At 72.5% G+C, this 16,852-nt stretch carries 15 protein-coding genes; all 15 read left to right on the top strand.

What is annotated here, in order from left to right; translation table 11 throughout:
* Window positions 1-165 precede the first annotated feature (165 nt).
* Entirely contained in the window at window positions 166-2,238 is a 2,073-nt protein-coding gene (locus KME66_RS10635) for a histidine kinase (protein ID WP_216321374.1), read from the top strand.
* Between the two features lie 108 nt (window positions 2,239-2,346).
* Window positions 2,347-2,928, top strand: a complete 582-nt coding sequence (locus KME66_RS10630) for a DNA-binding response regulator (RefSeq protein WP_216329228.1) — start codon at window positions 2,347-2,349, stop codon at window positions 2,926-2,928.
* Between the two features lie 111 nt (window positions 2,929-3,039).
* Entirely contained in the window at window positions 3,040-3,816 is a 777-nt protein-coding gene (locus tag KME66_RS10625; RefSeq protein WP_216321369.1) for an alpha/beta hydrolase, read from the top strand.
* A gap of 47 nt (window positions 3,817-3,863) precedes the next feature.
* Window positions 3,864-4,472, top strand: coding sequence for an adenylyl-sulfate kinase (cysC, locus tag KME66_RS10620; protein WP_216321367.1), 609 nt, complete (start codon window positions 3,864-3,866; stop codon window positions 4,470-4,472).
* A gap of 11 nt (window positions 4,473-4,483) precedes the next feature.
* Entirely contained in the window at window positions 4,484-5,413 is a 930-nt protein-coding gene (gene cysD / locus KME66_RS10615; protein ID WP_216329226.1) for a sulfate adenylyltransferase subunit CysD, read from the top strand.
* 2 nt (window positions 5,414-5,415) lie between these two features.
* Window positions 5,416-6,837 (top strand): GTP-binding protein, encoded by a 1,422-nt coding sequence (locus tag KME66_RS10610; protein ID WP_216321364.1) that lies wholly within the window; start codon window positions 5,416-5,418, stop codon window positions 6,835-6,837.
* Window positions 6,838-6,902: 65 nt separating this feature from the next.
* Window positions 6,903-7,985 (top strand): ABC transporter substrate-binding protein, encoded by a 1,083-nt coding sequence (locus KME66_RS10605; protein ID WP_216329224.1) that lies wholly within the window; start codon window positions 6,903-6,905, stop codon window positions 7,983-7,985.
* A gap of 90 nt (window positions 7,986-8,075) precedes the next feature.
* Window positions 8,076-8,873 (top strand): ABC transporter ATP-binding protein, encoded by a 798-nt coding sequence (locus KME66_RS10600; protein ID WP_253208573.1) that lies wholly within the window; start codon window positions 8,076-8,078, stop codon window positions 8,871-8,873.
* A complete protein-coding gene (locus KME66_RS10595; protein ID WP_216321359.1) occupies window positions 8,857-9,747 on the top strand; it encodes an ABC transporter permease in 891 nt (296 codons plus the stop codon). The genes KME66_RS10600 and KME66_RS10595 overlap by 17 nt, the downstream gene beginning before the upstream one ends.
* Window positions 9,748-9,922: 175 nt before the next feature.
* Entirely contained in the window at window positions 9,923-10,135 is a 213-nt protein-coding gene (locus tag KME66_RS10590; RefSeq protein ID WP_216321356.1) for a hypothetical protein, read from the top strand.
* Between the two features lie 32 nt (window positions 10,136-10,167).
* Window positions 10,168-10,494: a TcmI family type II polyketide cyclase gene (locus KME66_RS10585; protein ID WP_216321353.1), complete on the top strand. Its 327-nt coding sequence runs from the start codon at window positions 10,168-10,170 to the stop codon at window positions 10,492-10,494.
* A complete protein-coding gene (locus KME66_RS10580) occupies window positions 10,491-11,762 on the top strand; it encodes a beta-ketoacyl synthase (RefSeq protein WP_216321350.1) in 1,272 nt (423 codons plus the stop codon). Before KME66_RS10585 ends, KME66_RS10580 begins: the two co-directional genes overlap by 4 nt.
* The gene (locus tag KME66_RS10575) at window positions 11,759-12,982 is read left to right on the top strand and encodes a ketosynthase chain-length factor (RefSeq protein ID WP_216321348.1); all 1,224 of its coding nucleotides are present in this window, start codon (window positions 11,759-11,761) and stop codon (window positions 12,980-12,982) included. Before KME66_RS10580 ends, KME66_RS10575 begins: the two co-directional genes overlap by 4 nt.
* Before the next feature lie 19 nt (window positions 12,983-13,001).
* Entirely contained in the window at window positions 13,002-14,783 is a 1,782-nt protein-coding gene (locus KME66_RS10570) for an ABC transporter ATP-binding protein (RefSeq protein ID WP_216321345.1), read from the top strand.
* 112 nt (window positions 14,784-14,895) lie between these two features.
* Window positions 14,896-16,833 (top strand): multicopper oxidase family protein, encoded by a 1,938-nt coding sequence (locus tag KME66_RS10565; protein ID WP_216321342.1) that lies wholly within the window; start codon window positions 14,896-14,898, stop codon window positions 16,831-16,833.
* Window positions 16,834-16,852: the final 19 nt, after the last annotated feature.

Genomic DNA, 16,852 nt, shown 5'->3' with positions numbered 1-16,852 from the left:
GAGTTGAAACCTCCCACGGGCACCCTTGTCCGAGAAAGTTCGGTCGTACCCATGACAGTGTGATGCCTCGTCTGTAAGATCACCTGCGGTATCCAGGAGGGGGGTACCTGGGCGATCGCCCGTGCTTCTCGGACACCACAGGTATGGCGTAGGAGGCACGCTCTGATGCCCGACAAGCCTCGGGGGGAAGGGTGGGGCGACGAGCCCGATCCCCCGTATCAGACCCCGCGCATGGCCCTGCTCGTCACCCTGGGAGTGCTCGGCGGTCACACGCTGGTGACCGTCCTGAACGTCCTCGGGGAGGAGCCCGGAGCCGCGCGGATCGCGCTCCTGGCGGTCTGTCTGGCGGCTCTGCTCCCCCTCCAGTTCGCCTGCTCGACCCGGCGTCCGCGCACCTGGCCCGTACCCGTCCGCGTCCTCACGCTCTGCGCGCAGGCCGTGGTCACCTACCTGCCGCTCGTCTGGCTCGGCATGCCCTGGGGCGCGATGACGGGTCTGCTCGGCGGATCGATTCTCCTCCTCGTGACCGGCCCACTCCGCTGGCCGCTCTTCGCGCTCGCCACTGGCGCGATCGTGCCGATCGTCGTCACGATCGCGGGGACGGGCATCGCGCTCTACAGCCTCGGCGTCACCCTCCTGTTCAGCCTCATCGTCTACGGGGTCAGCTCGCTCTCCGACCTCGTCTCCGAACTCCGCGAGACCCGGCGCGAAATCGCCGGGATGGCCGTCGTCCGGGAACGGCTGCGGGTCGCGGGGGACCTCCACGACCTCCTCGGCTACAGCCTCTCGGCGATCACCCTGAAGACCGAACTCAGCCACCGGATGGTCGTGCCGGCTCCCGATCGCGCCCGCGCGGAGATCGCCGGAGTGTTCGGCATCGCCGGCGAGGCCCTGACCGACATGTCCCTGGTCGCCACCGGCTACCGCGACATGTCGCTCGTCGCCGAGGCCGAGTCCGCCCGCTCCGTCCTCACCGCCGCCGGGATCGAGGCCGTCACCGAGCTGGACTGCGGCCCGCTCCCGAGGGAGTTGGACACCGTCCTCGCCATCGTGCTGCGCGAGGCCGTCACCAACGCGCTCCGGCACAGCAAGGCGGAGCACTGCACGATCACCGCCGTCCGCGAGGGCGGGACGGTGACGCTGCGGGTCCGCAACGACGGCGTGGGGGAGACCAGCCGGGACACCACCGGCGGAGGCGGCAGCGGCCTCGGCAATCTGGCGGCCCGGTTGAACGGTGTCGGCGGCGAGTTCACCGGACGCCCCACGGAGGACGGCTGGTTCGAGCTCCTCGCCCACGCGCCGCTGGAGCCGGCGAAGGGCCCCAAGGCCGATCCGGACACCGGCGGGGCTGCCGCCGTGGACCGTACGGACGGGGCCGGCTCCGAGGAGCGCGCGCCCGCCGCCCCGCACTGGGCGGTCCGGATGGCCCGCGGCATGCTCGTCGCCGTCGTCGTCGGCTACACCCTCGTCGTCGTCATCAACGCCTCCGCCGGCGCGGAATCCGGCCGCGAGCTGCTCGGCTTCCTCGGCTGCCTCGCCGTCGTCGTCGCGCTCCAGTTCCTCCACTCGCTGCGCCGCCCGCGCACCTGGCCGGCCGGCACCCTCGCGCTCAGCCTCACGCTCCAGGCCCTCGCCACGTACGCGCCGCTCCTCTGGCTCGGTGCCCCCTGGGGCTCGATGGCCGGATTCCTCGCCGGCTCGCTCCTCATCACCCTCGTCGGCACCCGGCGGCTCTGGCTGTACGGAGCGGCCGTCGGCGTCATCGCGCCCCTGGCCGTCGCGGCCGGAAACCCCCTGTACGACGTCGTCTACCTGACGGACTCCTCGCTCGTCGCGGGACTCGTCATCTACGGTTTCACGGCGCTGTACCGGCTGGTGATCGCCCTCCACGAGGCCCGGGGCGCGCTCGTCCGGCTGGCCGTCGACCGGGAGCGGCTGCTCGTGGAGCGCGAGCTCCACGAGGTGCTCGGATCCAGCCTCTCCGCGATCGCCATGAAGTGCGCGCTCGTCCAACGGCTGCTGCCCGACGGCCCGGAGGCCGCCCAGAACGAGCTGACCGCCGTCCTCGACCTCTCCCGCCGGGCCCTCGCGGACGTACGGCTCGTCGCGCGCGGATACCGGTCCCTGCCCGGCGCGCGGGAGAAACCGGAGCACCGGGGGCCCCATGATGCGGCTCTCGGTACGCACCTGGCGGAGGACCGGTCGCTCACATTGCGGCAGGAGGACGCCGCGATCTGACAGCTCGTGGTCGTTCAGGGCGGTGAACGTCCTTATCTCATCGGCGGAAGCAAAAAAAGGGGGGCACCAGTGGGGGATCGGCGACTCAGAATTCTCCTGGCCGAGGACATGCACATGGTGCGGGGCGCCTTAGTCGCGCTGCTCGACCTGGAACCGGACCTGGACGTCGTCGCCGTGGTGGACAGGGGGGACCTGATCGTCCCGACCGCCCTGGACTGCCGGCCCGACGTGGCGGTCATGGACGTCGACCTGCCGGGGACCGACGGTCTCACCGCGGCCGAGACCCTGCACGACAAGCTGCCGGGGTGCCGCACGCTGATCATGACCGGGCTCGGGCGCCCCGGTCTGCTGCGTCGCGCGATGTCCGCGAAGGTCTCGGGGTTCCTCCTGAAGGACTCCCCGGCCGAAAGTCTCGCGCAGGCGGTCCGGGAGGTCGCGGCGGGCCGGCGCGTGATCAACCCGCAGTTGGTCATGAGCGCCTGGGACATAGGGGAGAACCCGCTGTCCGAACGCGAGACCGAGGTGCTGCGCATGGCCGCCCGGGGGGACGAACCGCACGAGATAGCGGCCAGTCTGCACCTGTCACCCGGCACCGTGCGCAACTACCTGACGACCACGGTGATGAAGCTCAACGCGCGCAACCGGATCGACGCCGTCCGCATCGCCACCGAGGCCGGCTGGCTCTTCTGACCGGCGCGGGAACGCGTGCGACCGGTCCTCGACCAGCCGTCCACCGGCGCGTTCGACGATGCCGACAGTCGGTGAGGTGAGAGCACCTCCGTGCGACATGAGGAGTGCGTGATGCGCAAGGTCGTTTCCCGGGACGGCACGACGATCGCCTTCGAGAAGTCGGGGGACGGCCCGCCGATCGTGCTGCTGAACGGCTCGTTCCGCGACCACACGATCTTCGACGCGCTCGTTCCCGAACTGGCGCCGCACTGCACCACCTACGTCTACGACCGGCGTGGGCGCGGTGAGAGCGGCGACGCGCCCGAGTACGCCGTCGGGCGCGAGGTCGAGGACCTCGCCGCGGTGATCGAGGCCGCCGGCGGCGAGGCCGTGGTGTTCGCCGGTTCCTCGGGCGCCAATCTGGCGATCGAGGCGGCGCTCGCCGGCGTGCCGATCACCAGGCTGGCGCTGCACGAGCCGTTCTACCGGGTCGACGGCTTTCCGAAGCCCCCGTGGAACGTGGCGAAGACGACGCGTGTGCTGCTCTCCGAGAACCGGCGCCACGAGGCCGTCGAGTACTTCCTCGGTTCCTTCCTCGGCCTCACGCCCGACAGCGTCGCCGAGTGGCGCCGCGGCCCGATCTGGGCGATGAACGAGACGAACGCACACACCCTCCTGTACGACATCGCCATCTGCGGCGACTACGACGTGCCCATCGAGCGGCTCGCCGAGTACCGGACGGAGACCCTGGTCCTCAACAGCGCCGGGACCAGCGACTGGCTGCGCGCCGCCGCGCGGGCCACCGCCGACGCCCTCCCGAACGGGCGCGGCCTCGAACTGCCGGGCTCCTGGCACCGGATCGACATGGACGTCCTCGGCCGCACCCTCGCCGAGTTCGCCACCGCCTGAGCGGACCGACCCCACCGAAGTCGACTCACGTGCAGGAGAGCGTCACCGTGACCACTGCTCCCCCTCTCGCCGCCGCACCGGCCCCGGCCCCCGGGGACCGTACCGAGGCGGCCCTCGCCCGCCCGCGCGGCGCCACCGTCCTGCTGACCGGCCTGCCCAGCGCGGGAAAGACCACTCTCGCCCGTGCCCTCGCCGACCGGCTGCGCGCCGAGGGAGGGCCGGTCGAGGTGCTCGACGGTGACGAGGTCCGTGCCCATCTGTCGGCGGGTCTCGGGTTCAGCCGGGAGGACCGGCACACCAACGTGACCCGGATCGGATTCGTGGCGGAGCGGCTCGCCGCGCACGGTGTCACCGTCCTCGCGCCGGTCATCGCCCCGTACGCCGCCTCCCGCGCCGCCGTGCGGGAGCACCACGCCGCGCGCGGCACGGTGTTCTTCGAGATCCATGTGGCCACGCCCGTCGAGGTCTGCTCGGCGCGCGACGTGAAGGGCCTGTACGCGCGGCAGGCCGCCGGGGAGATGAGCGGCCTGACCGGTGTGGACGACCCCTACGAGATCCCGGCCGACCCCGAACTGCGCATCGGGACCCAGGACCGGTCCGTGGCCGAGTGCGCGGCCGAGCTGCACGCCTTCCTCACCGAGAGGGGACGTCGATGAGCGCGCCGATCATGGCCCGCGGCCCGGCCGGGGCCCCGGAGAACCCCTACGCGCTGTCGCACCTGGACGCCCTGGAAGCGGAGTCCGTCCACATCTTCCGCGAGGTGGCGGGCGAGTTCGAGCGGCCGGTGATCCTCTTCTCCGGCGGCAAGGACTCGATCGTCATGCTGCACCTGGCGCTGAAGGCCTTCGCGCCGGCGCCGGTGCCCTTCGCCCTGCTGCACGTCGACACCGGGCACAACTTCCCCGAGGTCATCGCCTTCCGCGACCGCGTCGCGGCCCGGTACGGGCTGCGGCTGCACATCGCCTCCGTACAGGAGTTCATCGACACGGGACGGCTGCGCGAGCGCGCCGACGGCACCCGCAACCCGCTCCAGACCGTGCCGCTGCTCGACGCCATCGAGACCCGCCGCTTCGACGCGGTCCTCGGGGGTGGCCGCCGCGACGAGGAGAAGGCCCGCGCCAAGGAACGCGTCTTCTCCGTGCGCGACGAGTTCGGTGCCTGGGACCCCCGCCGGCAGCGCCCCGAACTGTGGTCCCTCTACAACGGTCGGCACTCCCCCGGGGAGCACGTCCGGGTCTTCCCGCTCTCCAACTGGACCGAGCTGGACGTCTGGCAGTACATCCAGCGCGAGGGCATCGAACTCCCGGAGATCTACTACGCCCACGAGCGGGAGGTGTTCGCGCGCGACGGCATGTGGCTGACGGCCGGGGACTGGGGCGGCCCGAAGGAGTCCGAGACCGTGGAGAGGCGGCTCGTCCGCTACCGCACGGTCGGTGACATGTCCTGCACCGGCGCGGTGGACTCCGCCGCCGCCGACGACGCGGACATCATCGCCGAGATCGCCGCCTCCCGGCTCACCGAGCGCGGGGCCACCCGCGCCGACGACAAGCTGTCCGAGGCGGCCATGGAAGACCGCAAGCGTGAGGGGTACTTCTAGCCATGACCACCGCACAGGAAGCCACCGTCACGCGGCACGACGCGGCCCCGAAGCACGGGTCCCGGGAGCGCGACGCGGCACCCGGGCACACCGCACCCGCGCCGGGCTCCGCCACCTCGCTGCTGCGCCTGGCCACCGCGGGCTCCGTCGACGACGGCAAGTCCACCCTGGTGGGCAGGCTCCTGCACGACTCCAAGTCGGTCCTCGCCGACCAGCTGGAAGCCGTCGAGCACGCCTCCCGCGACCGCGGCCAGGACACCCCGGACCTCGCCCTCCTCACGGACGGGCTGCGCGCCGAGCGCGAGCAGGGCATCACCATCGACGTGGCCTACCGCTACTTCGCCACGCCCCGCCGCCGGTTCATCCTCGCCGACACCCCGGGCCACGTGCAGTACACCCGGAACATGGTCACGGGCGCCTCGACGGCCGATCTCGCGGTCGTCCTCGTCGACGCCCGCGACGGCGTCGTCGAGCAGACCCGCCGCCACCTCGCCGTCGCCGCCCTGCTCCGGGTCCCGCACGTGGCGCTGGCCGTGAACAAGATGGACCTGGTCAGCTACGCGGAGTCCGTCTTCGCCGCCATCGCGGAGGAGTTCACGGCGTACGCCACCGAGCTCGGGGTCCGGGACGTCGTGGCGATCCCGCTCTCCGCACTCGTCGGCGACAACGTCGTCGAACCCTCCGCGCACATGGACTGGTACGTCGGCCCGACGCTGCTCGACCACCTGGAGAGCGTCCCGGCCGGCGGCGCCCCGAACGGCGAACCGGTCCGCTTCCCGGTCCAGTACGTGATCCGGCCGCAGACCGCCGAGCACCCCGACTACCGCGGCTATGCCGGCCGGCTGGCCTCCGGTGTGCTGTCCGTCGGGGACCCGGTGACCGTGCTGCCGTCCGGCCACACCACCACCGTCGCCGGGATCGACGCCTTCGGAGAACCGGTCGACCTCGCCTGGGCCCCGCGGTCGGTCACCGTACGGCTCGCAGACGACATCGACGTCTCACGCGGCGACCTGATCACCACGGCTCCGGCGCCCGTGCCGACGCGGGACGTGGAGGCCGGACTCTGCCACCTCGACGAGCGCCCGCTGCGCGTCGGCGCCAAGGTGCTGCTCAAGCACACCACCCGCACCGTGCGCGCCGTGGTCCGGGAACTGACGTACCGGATCGACGTCGGCACACTGGAACGGCAGCCGCACCCGTCGGAGCTGCGCGTCAACGACATCGGCCGGGCGGTGCTGCGCACGGCGGAACCGCTGGCGCTCGACCCCTATGCCGACAATCGCGCGACCGGGTCCTTCCTGTTCGTCGACCCCGCCGACGGCACCACGCTCACGGCCGGCATGGCGGGCGAGCCCTTCGGGGCCGCGCTCACCGGGCCGGCCCGCACCGCGGGGGCAGCGGCGAACGACGAGCCGTGGGTCTGACGGTGCCACGCCCGCAGCCGGAGCCCTCGCGCCGCGCGCCCGGCGGGCCGACCCGACGGGCGGCCCTGCGGGGCGGGGCGGCGCTGGCCGCCACCGGCCTCGTCGCCTCCTGCGGCTACGGCTCCCGGAGCCCCGACCGGGCCGGTTCCGGCCCGGTGGAGCTCGCCGCGGGTACGGGCCCGCCGCTCTCCGCCGGCACCGTACGCGTCGGCCACTTCGCGAACCTGACCCACGGCACCGCGCTCGTCGGACTGCGCCGGGGCCTCTTCCAGAAGGAGCTGGGCGGCACCCGGCTCAGGACGCAGGTCTTCGGCGCCGGTCCCAGCGCGATCGAGGCCCTCAACGCCGGAGCCCTCGACCTCGCCTGGATCGGCCCGTCGCCCACGGTCAACAGCTGGACGCGGTCGGGCGGCACGTCCCTGCGGATCGTCGCCGGTGCGGCCTCCGGCGGCGTCCGGCTCGTGGTGAACCCGGCGCGGATCAGAACCGCCGGGGACCTCCGGGGCAGCCGGATCGCCTCCCCGCAGCTCGGCAACACCCAGGACGTCGCCCTCCTCACGTACCTCGCCGAGCAGGGGTACGAGGTCGACCCCGCCACCGGGGCCGGCGAGGTCTCCGTCGTCCGCACCGACCACAAGGTCCTGCCCGGCGCCTACCGTTCGGGCTCCGTCGACGGCGCCTGGGTGTCCGAGCCGGCCGCCGCCCAGCTGACCGCGCTCGGCGCGGAGGTGCTCCTCGACGAGCGGTCCCGCTGGCCCGGCGGGGCGTTCGTCACCACCCACCTCGTCGTCGCGCAGCCCTTCCTGACCGCGCACCCGGATGTCGTCGAAGCCCTGCTGCGCGGCTCGGTGGCCGCCAACGCGGCCATCGCCGCGGCTCCGGAACGGGCGCGGGCCGACGCCGCCGCGTACACCGAACTGCTCACCGGAGGACGGCTCGAACCCGCCGTCCTCGACCGGGCCTGGGACGGCATCGACTTCCTCGACGACCCGCTGGCCACCACCCTCCGCGCCCAGGCCGCCCACGCGGTCGCCGCCGGTCTCCTGAAGGAGGCCGACCTCCGCGGCGTCTACGACCTGCGCCCGCTGAACCGGGTGCTCGCGGCGGCCGGACGGCCCCCCGTGCCGGACGCCGGACTCGGCTCCTGACACCGTACGGCCCGCACCTCGGACCCGCGCGCGGCCGCGCCCCGTCCGTCCTCCCGACCACTCCCTCAGGAGGTGTCCGTGACCACGGCACTGACTTCTCAGAAGGACACTCACCACGTCGGGGCCGCCGCGCCGGCGCCGCCCGCCGTGCGGCTCACGCGGGTCTCCAAGTCCTTCGGACCCCCCGGCTCGGGCGTGCCCGTGCTCGACGGCATCGGCCTGGACGTCGCCCCGGGCGAGTTCGTCACCCTGCTGGGCGCCTCGGGGTGCGGCAAGTCCACGCTGCTGAACCTGGTGGCGGGGCTCGACGCGCCCGACTCCGGGACCGTCGAGGTGCCCGGCCCCCGGCCGGCCCTGATGTTCCAGGACCACGCGCTGTTCCCGTGGCTGACAGCCGGCGGCAACGTCGAGCTGGCGCTGCGTCTGGCCGGGGTCCCGCGCGAGCGGCGCCGGGCCGAGGCCGAGCGGCTCCTCGGCCTGGTCCGGCTCGGCGGCGCCCACGGCAAGCGGGTGCACGAACTGTCCGGCGGCATGCGCCAGCGCGTCGCCCTGGCCCGCGCCCTCGCCCAGGGTGCGCGCGTCCTGCTGATGGACGAGCCGTTCGCGGCGCTGGACGCCATCACCCGGGACGTCCTGCACGACGAGCTGACCCGGATCTGGGCCGAGCACGGCCTCACCGTCCTCTTCGTCACGCACAACGTGAGCGAGGCCGTCCGGCTCGGCGGGCGCGTCGTGCTCCTGTCGTCAAGGCCCGGCCGGATCGCCCGCGAGTGGAGCGTCGACCTGCCGCAGCCCCGCAGCCTTGAGCCCGCCGGGGTCGCGGCGCTGTCCTCCGAGATCACCGAGCACCTGCGTGGGGAGATCCGCCGCCATGTCGTCCAGCACTGACGTCCGCCCGCACGCCGACGAGTCCGCCGGGGTCGGCACCGGGCTCGACGCGCTGCAGACCGTGCCCGCGGAGCGCATTCCGCTCGGCCGGGTACTGCGGCGGAAGGCGCTGCCGCCGCTGCTCGGCGTCGCCCTGGTGCTCGGTGTCTGGCAGCTCGCCCACAGTCTGCGCCTGACGACCCCCGACAAGCTGCCGGCCCCGGCCGACGTGTGGGTCGCCCTCACCGACCTCTGGTACGAGGGCACGCTGTTCTCGATCATCTGGACCAGCCTGTGGCGCGGGGGCTCGGGCTTCCTGCTCGCCGTCGCGATCGGCACCCCGGTCGGTCTGCTCGTCGCCCGGGTCCGTGTCGTACGGGCCGCCGTCGGCCCCGTCCTCGCCGGGCTCCAGTCGCTGCCGTCGGTCGCCTGGGTCCCGCCCGCCGTGATCTGGCTCGGCATCAACGACTCGGCGATGTACGCGGTCATCCTGCTCGGCGCGGTGCCGTCGATCTCGAACGGGCTGATGTCCGGGATCGACCAGGTCCCACCGCTGTTCCTACGGGCCGGCCGGACGCTCGGCGCGACCGGAGTGCGCGGCGCCCGGTACGTCCTGCTGCCGGCCGCCCTGCCCGGCTACCTGGCCGGGCTCAAGCAGGGCTGGGCGTTCTCCTGGCGCTCCCTGATGGCCGCCGAGCTGATCGCCTCCTCGCCCGAACTCGGCCTCGGGCTCGGGCGCTACCTGGACAACCAGCGGGAGTTCTCCGACATGGCCGGCGTGCTCGTCGGGATCCTCCTGATGCTCGTCGTCGGGGTCGCCGTCGACCTGCTGTGCTTCGCCCCGCTGGAGCGCCGGGTCCTGCGGTCCCGAGGGCTGCTCGCCGCCTCGCGCTGAGCGCGCCGCCGCGAGTCCCCGGGGCGGCTCCGGCACCACCGCAGGCCGCCCCGTGCCCGACCCCGCGTCCCCGCCGCGGCGGGCGCTCCACCGGTGTTCGACAGGCTTCCGACCCCGTCTCGAGAGAGGTCGCACAGGGTGGTCACCGGGTGGTTGCCGGTGAAGGGAGACGGACATGGGTTCACGGCTCAGGTCCGCCATGCGATCCGTGTGGCGGGGCCTCGGCAGGGGCCTGATGTGGATGGGCTTCGCGTGGAACGGCATGTATCCGCCTCTGGAATGGCAGGACTACTGGCCCCAGCCTTCCCCCACCGGCCGGCCCCGTCCGCAGCCGATGTCGGAAGAGGAGCTCGCCGCATGGTCGGAACTGGTCAAGCAACTGCGATAGGGGCGCAGCGCACCCCCCAAGGAGACGGTCGAATGCACAGCAATCTGATAGTGGCCAGAATGGACTCCCGGTCGAGTGACGAGGTGGCGCGGCTCTTCGGCGCTTTCGACGAGACCGAGATGCCGCACCGCATGGGGACGCGGCGACGTCAGCTCTTCATGTTCAACGGTCTGTACTTCCACCTCCAGGACTTCGACGGCGAGGACGGCGGAGAGCTGATCGAGAAGGCGAAGACCGACCCCCGTTTCGAGCGGATCAGCCAGGACCTGAAGCCCTTCATCGATGCCTACGACCCGGCGACCTGGCGTTCCCCCGCGGACGCGATGGCGAAGCGCTTCTACCACTGGGAGTCCCAGTGACCGGCAGGCGTGTGGTCGTCACCGGGGTCGGCGTGGCGGCTCCGGGAGGGATCGGGACCAAGAACTTCTGGAGCCTGCTGAGCGAGGGCCGGACGGCCACGCGGGGGATCACCTCGTTCGATCCCGCGCCGTTCCGCTCCCGTGTGGCGGCCGAGATCGACTTCGACCCGGAGGCGCACGGGCTCGGCCCGCAGGAGATCCGGCGCACCGACAGGGCGGCGCAGTTCGCGCTGGTCACCGCGCGTGAGGCGATGGCGGACAGCGGGCTCGACGTGGGCGCGCACGCGCCGCACCGGATCGGTGTGGCGGTCGGCAGCGCCGTCGGCGCGACGATGGGGCTCGACGAGGAGTACCGGGTCGTCAGCGACGGCGGCCGGCTGGACCTGGTCGACCACGGGTACGCCGTCCCGCACCTCTACAACTACTTCGTGCCCAGCTCGTTCGCGGCCGAGGTGGCCTGGGCGGTCGGCGCCGAGGGGCCCACGACGGTCGTCTCCACCGGCTGTACGTCGGGCATCGACGCGGTCGGCTACGCGGCCGAGCTGATCCGCGACGGCTCCGCCGACGTCATGATCACCGGTGCCTCGGACGCGCCGATCTCGCCGATCACCGTGGCGTGCTTCGACGCGATCAAGGCCACGACCTCACGCAACGACGACGCCGAACACGCCTCCCGGCCCTTCGATCTGACCCGCAACGGATTCGTCCTCGGTGAGGGCGCGGCGACGTTCGTCCTGGAGGAGCTGGAGTCGGCCCGCCGGCGCGGCGCCCACATCTACGCCGAGGTCGCCGGCTACGCCAGCCGCTGCAACGCCTTCCACATGACCGGACTGCGCCCCGACGGCCGGGAGATGGCCGAGGCCATCCGCTACGCGCTGGACGAGGCGAGGCTGGCCCCGGAGGCGGTGGACTACGTCAACGCCCACGGCTCGGGCACCAAGCAGAACGACCGGCACGAGACCAGCGCCTTCAAGCGCAGTCTGGGCGAGCACGCCTACCGGACCCCCGTGAGCTCGATCAAGTCGATGGTCGGCCACTCGCTCGGCGCGATCGGCTCGATCGAGATCGCCGCCTCCGTCCTGGCCATGGAGAACAACGTGGTGCCCCCTACCGCGAACCTGCACACGTCCGACCCCGAATGTGATCTCGACTACGTGCCGCTGACCGCGCGCGACTGGCGCACCGACACGGTGCTGACGGTCGGCAGCGGTTTCGGCGGCTTCCAGAGCGCGATGGTTCTCGCCCGACCGGACAGGACGACGGCATGAACTCCACCAGAGTCGTGGTGACCGGCATCGGTGTCGTGTCGCCCAACGGTTTCGGCGTGACGGATTACTGGGAGGCGACGCGCGCCTCGAAGAGCGGCATCCGCCGCGTCGAGCGCTTCGATCCGGAGCAGTATCCCTCGAAGCTCGCCGGCCAGATCGACGGCTTCGTCGTCAAGGAGCACCTGCCGAGCAGGCTCGTGCCGCAGACGGACCGTATGACGCAGCTCGCGCTCGTCGGTGCCGAGCACGCCCTGACGGACGCCGGGGCGAGCACGGAGGGGACCGACGGGTACGGCATGGGCGTGATGACCGCCAGTACCTCGGGCGGCTTCGAGTTCGGCCAGGGCCAGCTCCAGAACCTGTGGAGCAAGGGCGGGCAGCACGTCTCCGCGTACCAGTCCTTCGCCTGGTTCTACGCGGTGAACACCGGCCAGATCTCCATCCGGCACGGGATGCGCGGCCCCAGCGGCGTGGTCGTCAGCGACCAGGCCGGCGGCCTGGACGCGCTGGCCCACGCGCGCCGCCTGGTCCGCAAGGGCAGCGATCTGATCCTGTCGGGCGGTGTCGACGCGGCGATCTGCCCGTGGGGCTGGGTGGCCCAGCTGACCAGCGGAAGGATGAGCACGGAGGACCGGGCGGACCGCGCCTACCTGCCCTTCGACGCGGACGCCTCCGGGTACGTGCCCGGCGAGGGCGGCGCGCTGCTGGTCCTGGAGGACGCCGAGGCGGCCCGCCGCCGCGGGGTGACCGGGGTGTACGGCGAGATCTGCGGCTACGGCTCGACCTTCGACCCGGCTCCGGACAGCGGCCGGGAACCCACGCTGCGGAAGGCGATCGAGATCGCGCTCGCGGACGCGGGTCTGGAGGCCGGCGACATCGACGTGGTCTTCGCGGACGCGTGCGGTGTGCCGGAGCTCGACCGGATCGAGGCGACTGCGCTCACGGAGGTCTTCGGACCGCGTGGGGTCCCGGTCACCGCGCCGAAGACGATGACGGGGCGACTGGGTTCGGGGGCGGCGCCGCTGGACGTCGCGACCGCCCTGCTCGCCATGCGCGACGGGGTGATCCCGCCGACGGCGAACGTCACGCTCTCGCCCGACTACGACCTCGACCTGGTCACCGCGGTCCGGGACGCCCCGGTGTCCACGGCGCTCGTCCTCGCCCGCGGCCACGGCGGCTTCAACTCCGCCGTCGTCCTGCGCTCCGTCGACTGGAAGTGACCGAGGGGAAGAAGGCCGAGTGGACATCACCGGGTCGGCAAGCGATCGTCCCCCTGTACACAAGCGCCGGATCATCGGGCTGTTCCGCCCGTACCGGAGGCGCCTGACGTCCGTGGCGCTCCTGGTGCTGGGCTCGTCCCTGGTCTCCCTCGTCAACCCGTTCCTGATCCGGGAGATCATGGACACGGCGCTGCCCCAGGGGCGGACGGGGCTGTTGTCGGCGCTCGCGCTCGGCATGATCGTGGTGTCGGTCGCGACGAGTTCGTTCAACGTGTGGCAGACCCATGTCTCGGCGAAGGTCGGCCAGGCGGTCATGCACGACCTGCGGACGGCCGTCTACGCGCACCTCCAGCGGATGTCGCTGGCCTTCTTCACCCGGACGCGGACGGGGGAGGTGCAGTCACGGATCGCCCACGACATCGGCGGGATGCAGGTCACGGTGACGACGACCGCGACCGCACTGGTGGCGGACGTGACGATCGTCCTCGCGACGACGACGGCGATGCTGTTGATCGACTGGCGGCTGACACTGGCCTCGCTGGTGATGCTCCCGGGGTTCGTGTGGGTCAGCCGGCGCGTCGGCGACGAGCGCCGGGTCATCACCCGCGACCGGCAGAAGCAGTTCGCCGAGCTGTCGGCCACCGTGCAGGAGTCGCTGTCGGTCAGCGGGATCATGCTGGGCCACACGATGGGCCGGACGCGTTCGCTCACGGACACGTTCGCGGAGCAGTCGCGCAGGCTGACCACGATCGAGGTGCGGGCGAGCACCGCGGGGCTCTGGTACCAGTCGACGATCTGGATCGTCATGGCGTCGATGCCGGCGGTCATCTACTGGGCGGCGGGGCTGACGGCGAGCGGCGGACAGATGGCCGTCTCGATCGGCTCGCTCGTCGCCTTCACCACGCTCCAGCAGGCCCTGTTCCGTCCGGCGCAGCGGCTGCTGACGGTCGGGATCGACGTCCAGAGCTCGCTGGAGCTGTTCGCCCGCATCTTCGAGTACCTGGACCTGCCGGTGGACGTCGCCGAGCCCGAGCACCCGGTGGAGCCCGGGAAGGTGCGCGGCGAGGTGCGGCTGCGCGGGGTGTGCTTCACCTACGCGGGGGCGGAGCGGCCCACGCTGGACCAGGTGGACGTGACGGTGCCGGCCGGGCGGAGTCTGGCGATCGTGGGGGAGACCGGTTCGGGAAAGACAACGCTGAGTTATCTGATCCCGCGTCTGTACGACCCCACGTCCGGTGTCGTGACGATCGACGGCGTCGACGTGCGGGACCTGTCCTTCGGGACGCTGACGGCGGCGGTGGGCGTGGTCTCCCAGGAGACGTACCTGTTCCACGCCACGGTCGCCGAGAACCTGCGCTTCGCGAAGCCGGACGCGACCGACGAGGAACTGGTGGAGGCGGCGCGGATCGCGCACATCCACGACTACCTGATGTCGCTGCCCGACGGGTACGACACGGTGGTCGGCGAGCGCGGCTACCGGTTCTCGGGCGGGGAGAAGCAGCGCCTCGCGATCGCCCGAGCGATCCTGCGGGACCCGCCGGTCCTGGTCCTCGACGAGGCCACGAGCGCGCTGGACACGCAGACGGAGAAAGCCGTGCAGGCGGGCATCGACGCGGCGAGCGCCGGCCGGACGACGATCACGGTGGCCCACCGGCTCTCGACGATCCGCAACGCGGACGAGATCCTCGTGCTGGAGCGGGGCCGGGTCGCGGAGCGGGGCACGCACGAGGAACTGCTCGCCCTGGGCGGGCACTACGCGGCGCTCGTGAACCGGGACGCGCAGGAGCTGGCCGCCGCCTGATCCACGCCGCCGTGGGGCGGTACCGCCGGTGTCCTCGCCGGCGGTGCCGCCCCACCGCCGCGTGGAGCGCCGGTCGACCGTCCCCCGACCGGGCGACCCTACCGTCGGCCGAATGGAACCCTCGGACAACAGCACCTCGCTCATGGCGGGGATCGACCGCCGCTCCCTTCTCCGCGCCGGTACGGCCACCGGCCTCGGGCTCGCCGCCGCGGCCCTCCCGCTCCTCCCCTTGCAGCCCGCCTCGGCCACCCCGCCCGCGCCCGGCGGCCCCGAGCCCTCGGCACCCGAGCTGCGGCTCACCAAGTTCAAGGACCCGCTGCGGATACCGCCCGTGCTGCGGCCCCGCAACAGGGGCGACCACGACGAGCTGACCGTGCGCATGGTCACCGCCGACGTCACGCTGCATTCGGAGCTGCCGCCGGTGCCGATGTGGACCTACGAGGGCGTGTACCCGGGTCCGACGATCGCCGCGGCCGCCGGCCGGCCGCTCCGGATCACCTGGGAGAACCGGCTGACCGGGAACCTGCCCGTCAGGGCCGTCGACATCGGCCAGCCCCGCCCCTCTGCCGACCCGGTCTCCAACTACCCCGGCACGGAAGGCTGCCAGGAGGTCGAGGGCGTCGCCGATCTGCCGCCCTGGGTCGCGGTGCACCTGCACGGCATGCTCACCGGCGGCGGCAACGACGGCTGGATGGAGAATCTGATCGGCCCCGGGGACGTCCAGCTCAGCGCGTACCCGAACGACCAGGCGTCGACGACGCTCTGGTACCACGACCACACCCACCACGTGAGCCGCTTCAGCGTCTACGCCGGACTCGCCGGCCTCTTCGTCTCGCGCACCGCGGAGGAGGCGGCGCTCGGCCTGCCCGAGGGCCGTCAGGACGTGCCGCTCGTCCTCAGCGACCGGAACTTCGACACGGACGCATCCGGCGCCCCGGCCGGCCGCTCGGTGCACAAGGTGGAGATGATCGGCCCGCAGCGGCTGATGCGCGCGCACGCGGCCCCCTACACCCTGGTCAACGGGGTGGTATGGCCGTATCTGGAGGTGAAGCCGCGCTGGTACCGCTTCCGGGTGGTCAACGCCGCCAACTCCCGGATGTACCGGCTGATGCTGCTCGCGGACGGGGTGCCCGTGCCGGGCGCGCTGCGGGTGATCGGCACCGACCAGGGGCTGCTCGACCGGCCGGTCCCGGTGGACGGCGCCCTGAACCTCTCTCCCGGCGAACGGGCCGAGGTCCTGGTCGACTTCACCGTCTTCCGCGGCCGGACCCTGAAGCTGGTCAACACCTTCGAGGGGGTCACTCCCGGCGCCTCGGACCGGAGGAACGACCTCCTCGAACCCGACGTGATGCAGTTCCGCGTCGCCGACCGCCGGCCGGACACCTCCTACGCCCCGCCGGCCGTCCTCTCGGACTCCTTCCGACGGTTCGGGCACGCGGACCTGCCGCACGGGCACGCGCCCCGCTGGATCCTCATCACCGGGCCCGGCTCCTCGGGCGTCCCGGAGATGTGGGAGGCCGAGGAGATCGATCCGGCCGGCCTCACCTTTCCGACGGCCGGCGTCGTGCAGGTCCAGGACGCCCAGGGGGCACTGCGGACGCTGCGCGCGACGTCGAACGCGTACGACGACGGGCGCGCGTTCACCATCGCGCAGGGCAGCGTGGAGATCTGGAACTACCTCAACCTCACCGGTGTCCCGCACCCCATGCACATGCATCTGGGCCACTTCCAGGTGCTCGCGCGCGAGCACTACGACGTGACCGGCTTCGACCGGACGGCCCGGGGCACCGGCCGGCCGGTGACGTTCAGGGCGACGGCCCCGCTCGACGCGCACGAGACGGGCGAGAAGGACGTCATCCGGGTGGGGACCGCCGGGCGGATCGTCCCCGGCCCCGACGGCACCCCGGGCGAACTGGTCAGCGTCGCCGTCAGGTTCCCGGTCGTCGGCCGGGGCGTTCACCACTGCCACATGCTGGAGCACGAGCAGCACATGATGCGTCCGCTGGTGGTGAGCCCGGCCGCGCATCTGCACCTCGGCGGCCATCACTGACCGCACGGTGGAAAAACGG

The organism is Streptomyces sp. YPW6 (assembly GCF_018866325.1).
GTDB lineage: Bacteria > Actinomycetota > Actinomycetes > Streptomycetales > Streptomycetaceae > Streptomyces.
This window is presented reverse-complemented; position numbering and strand designations above follow the sequence as displayed.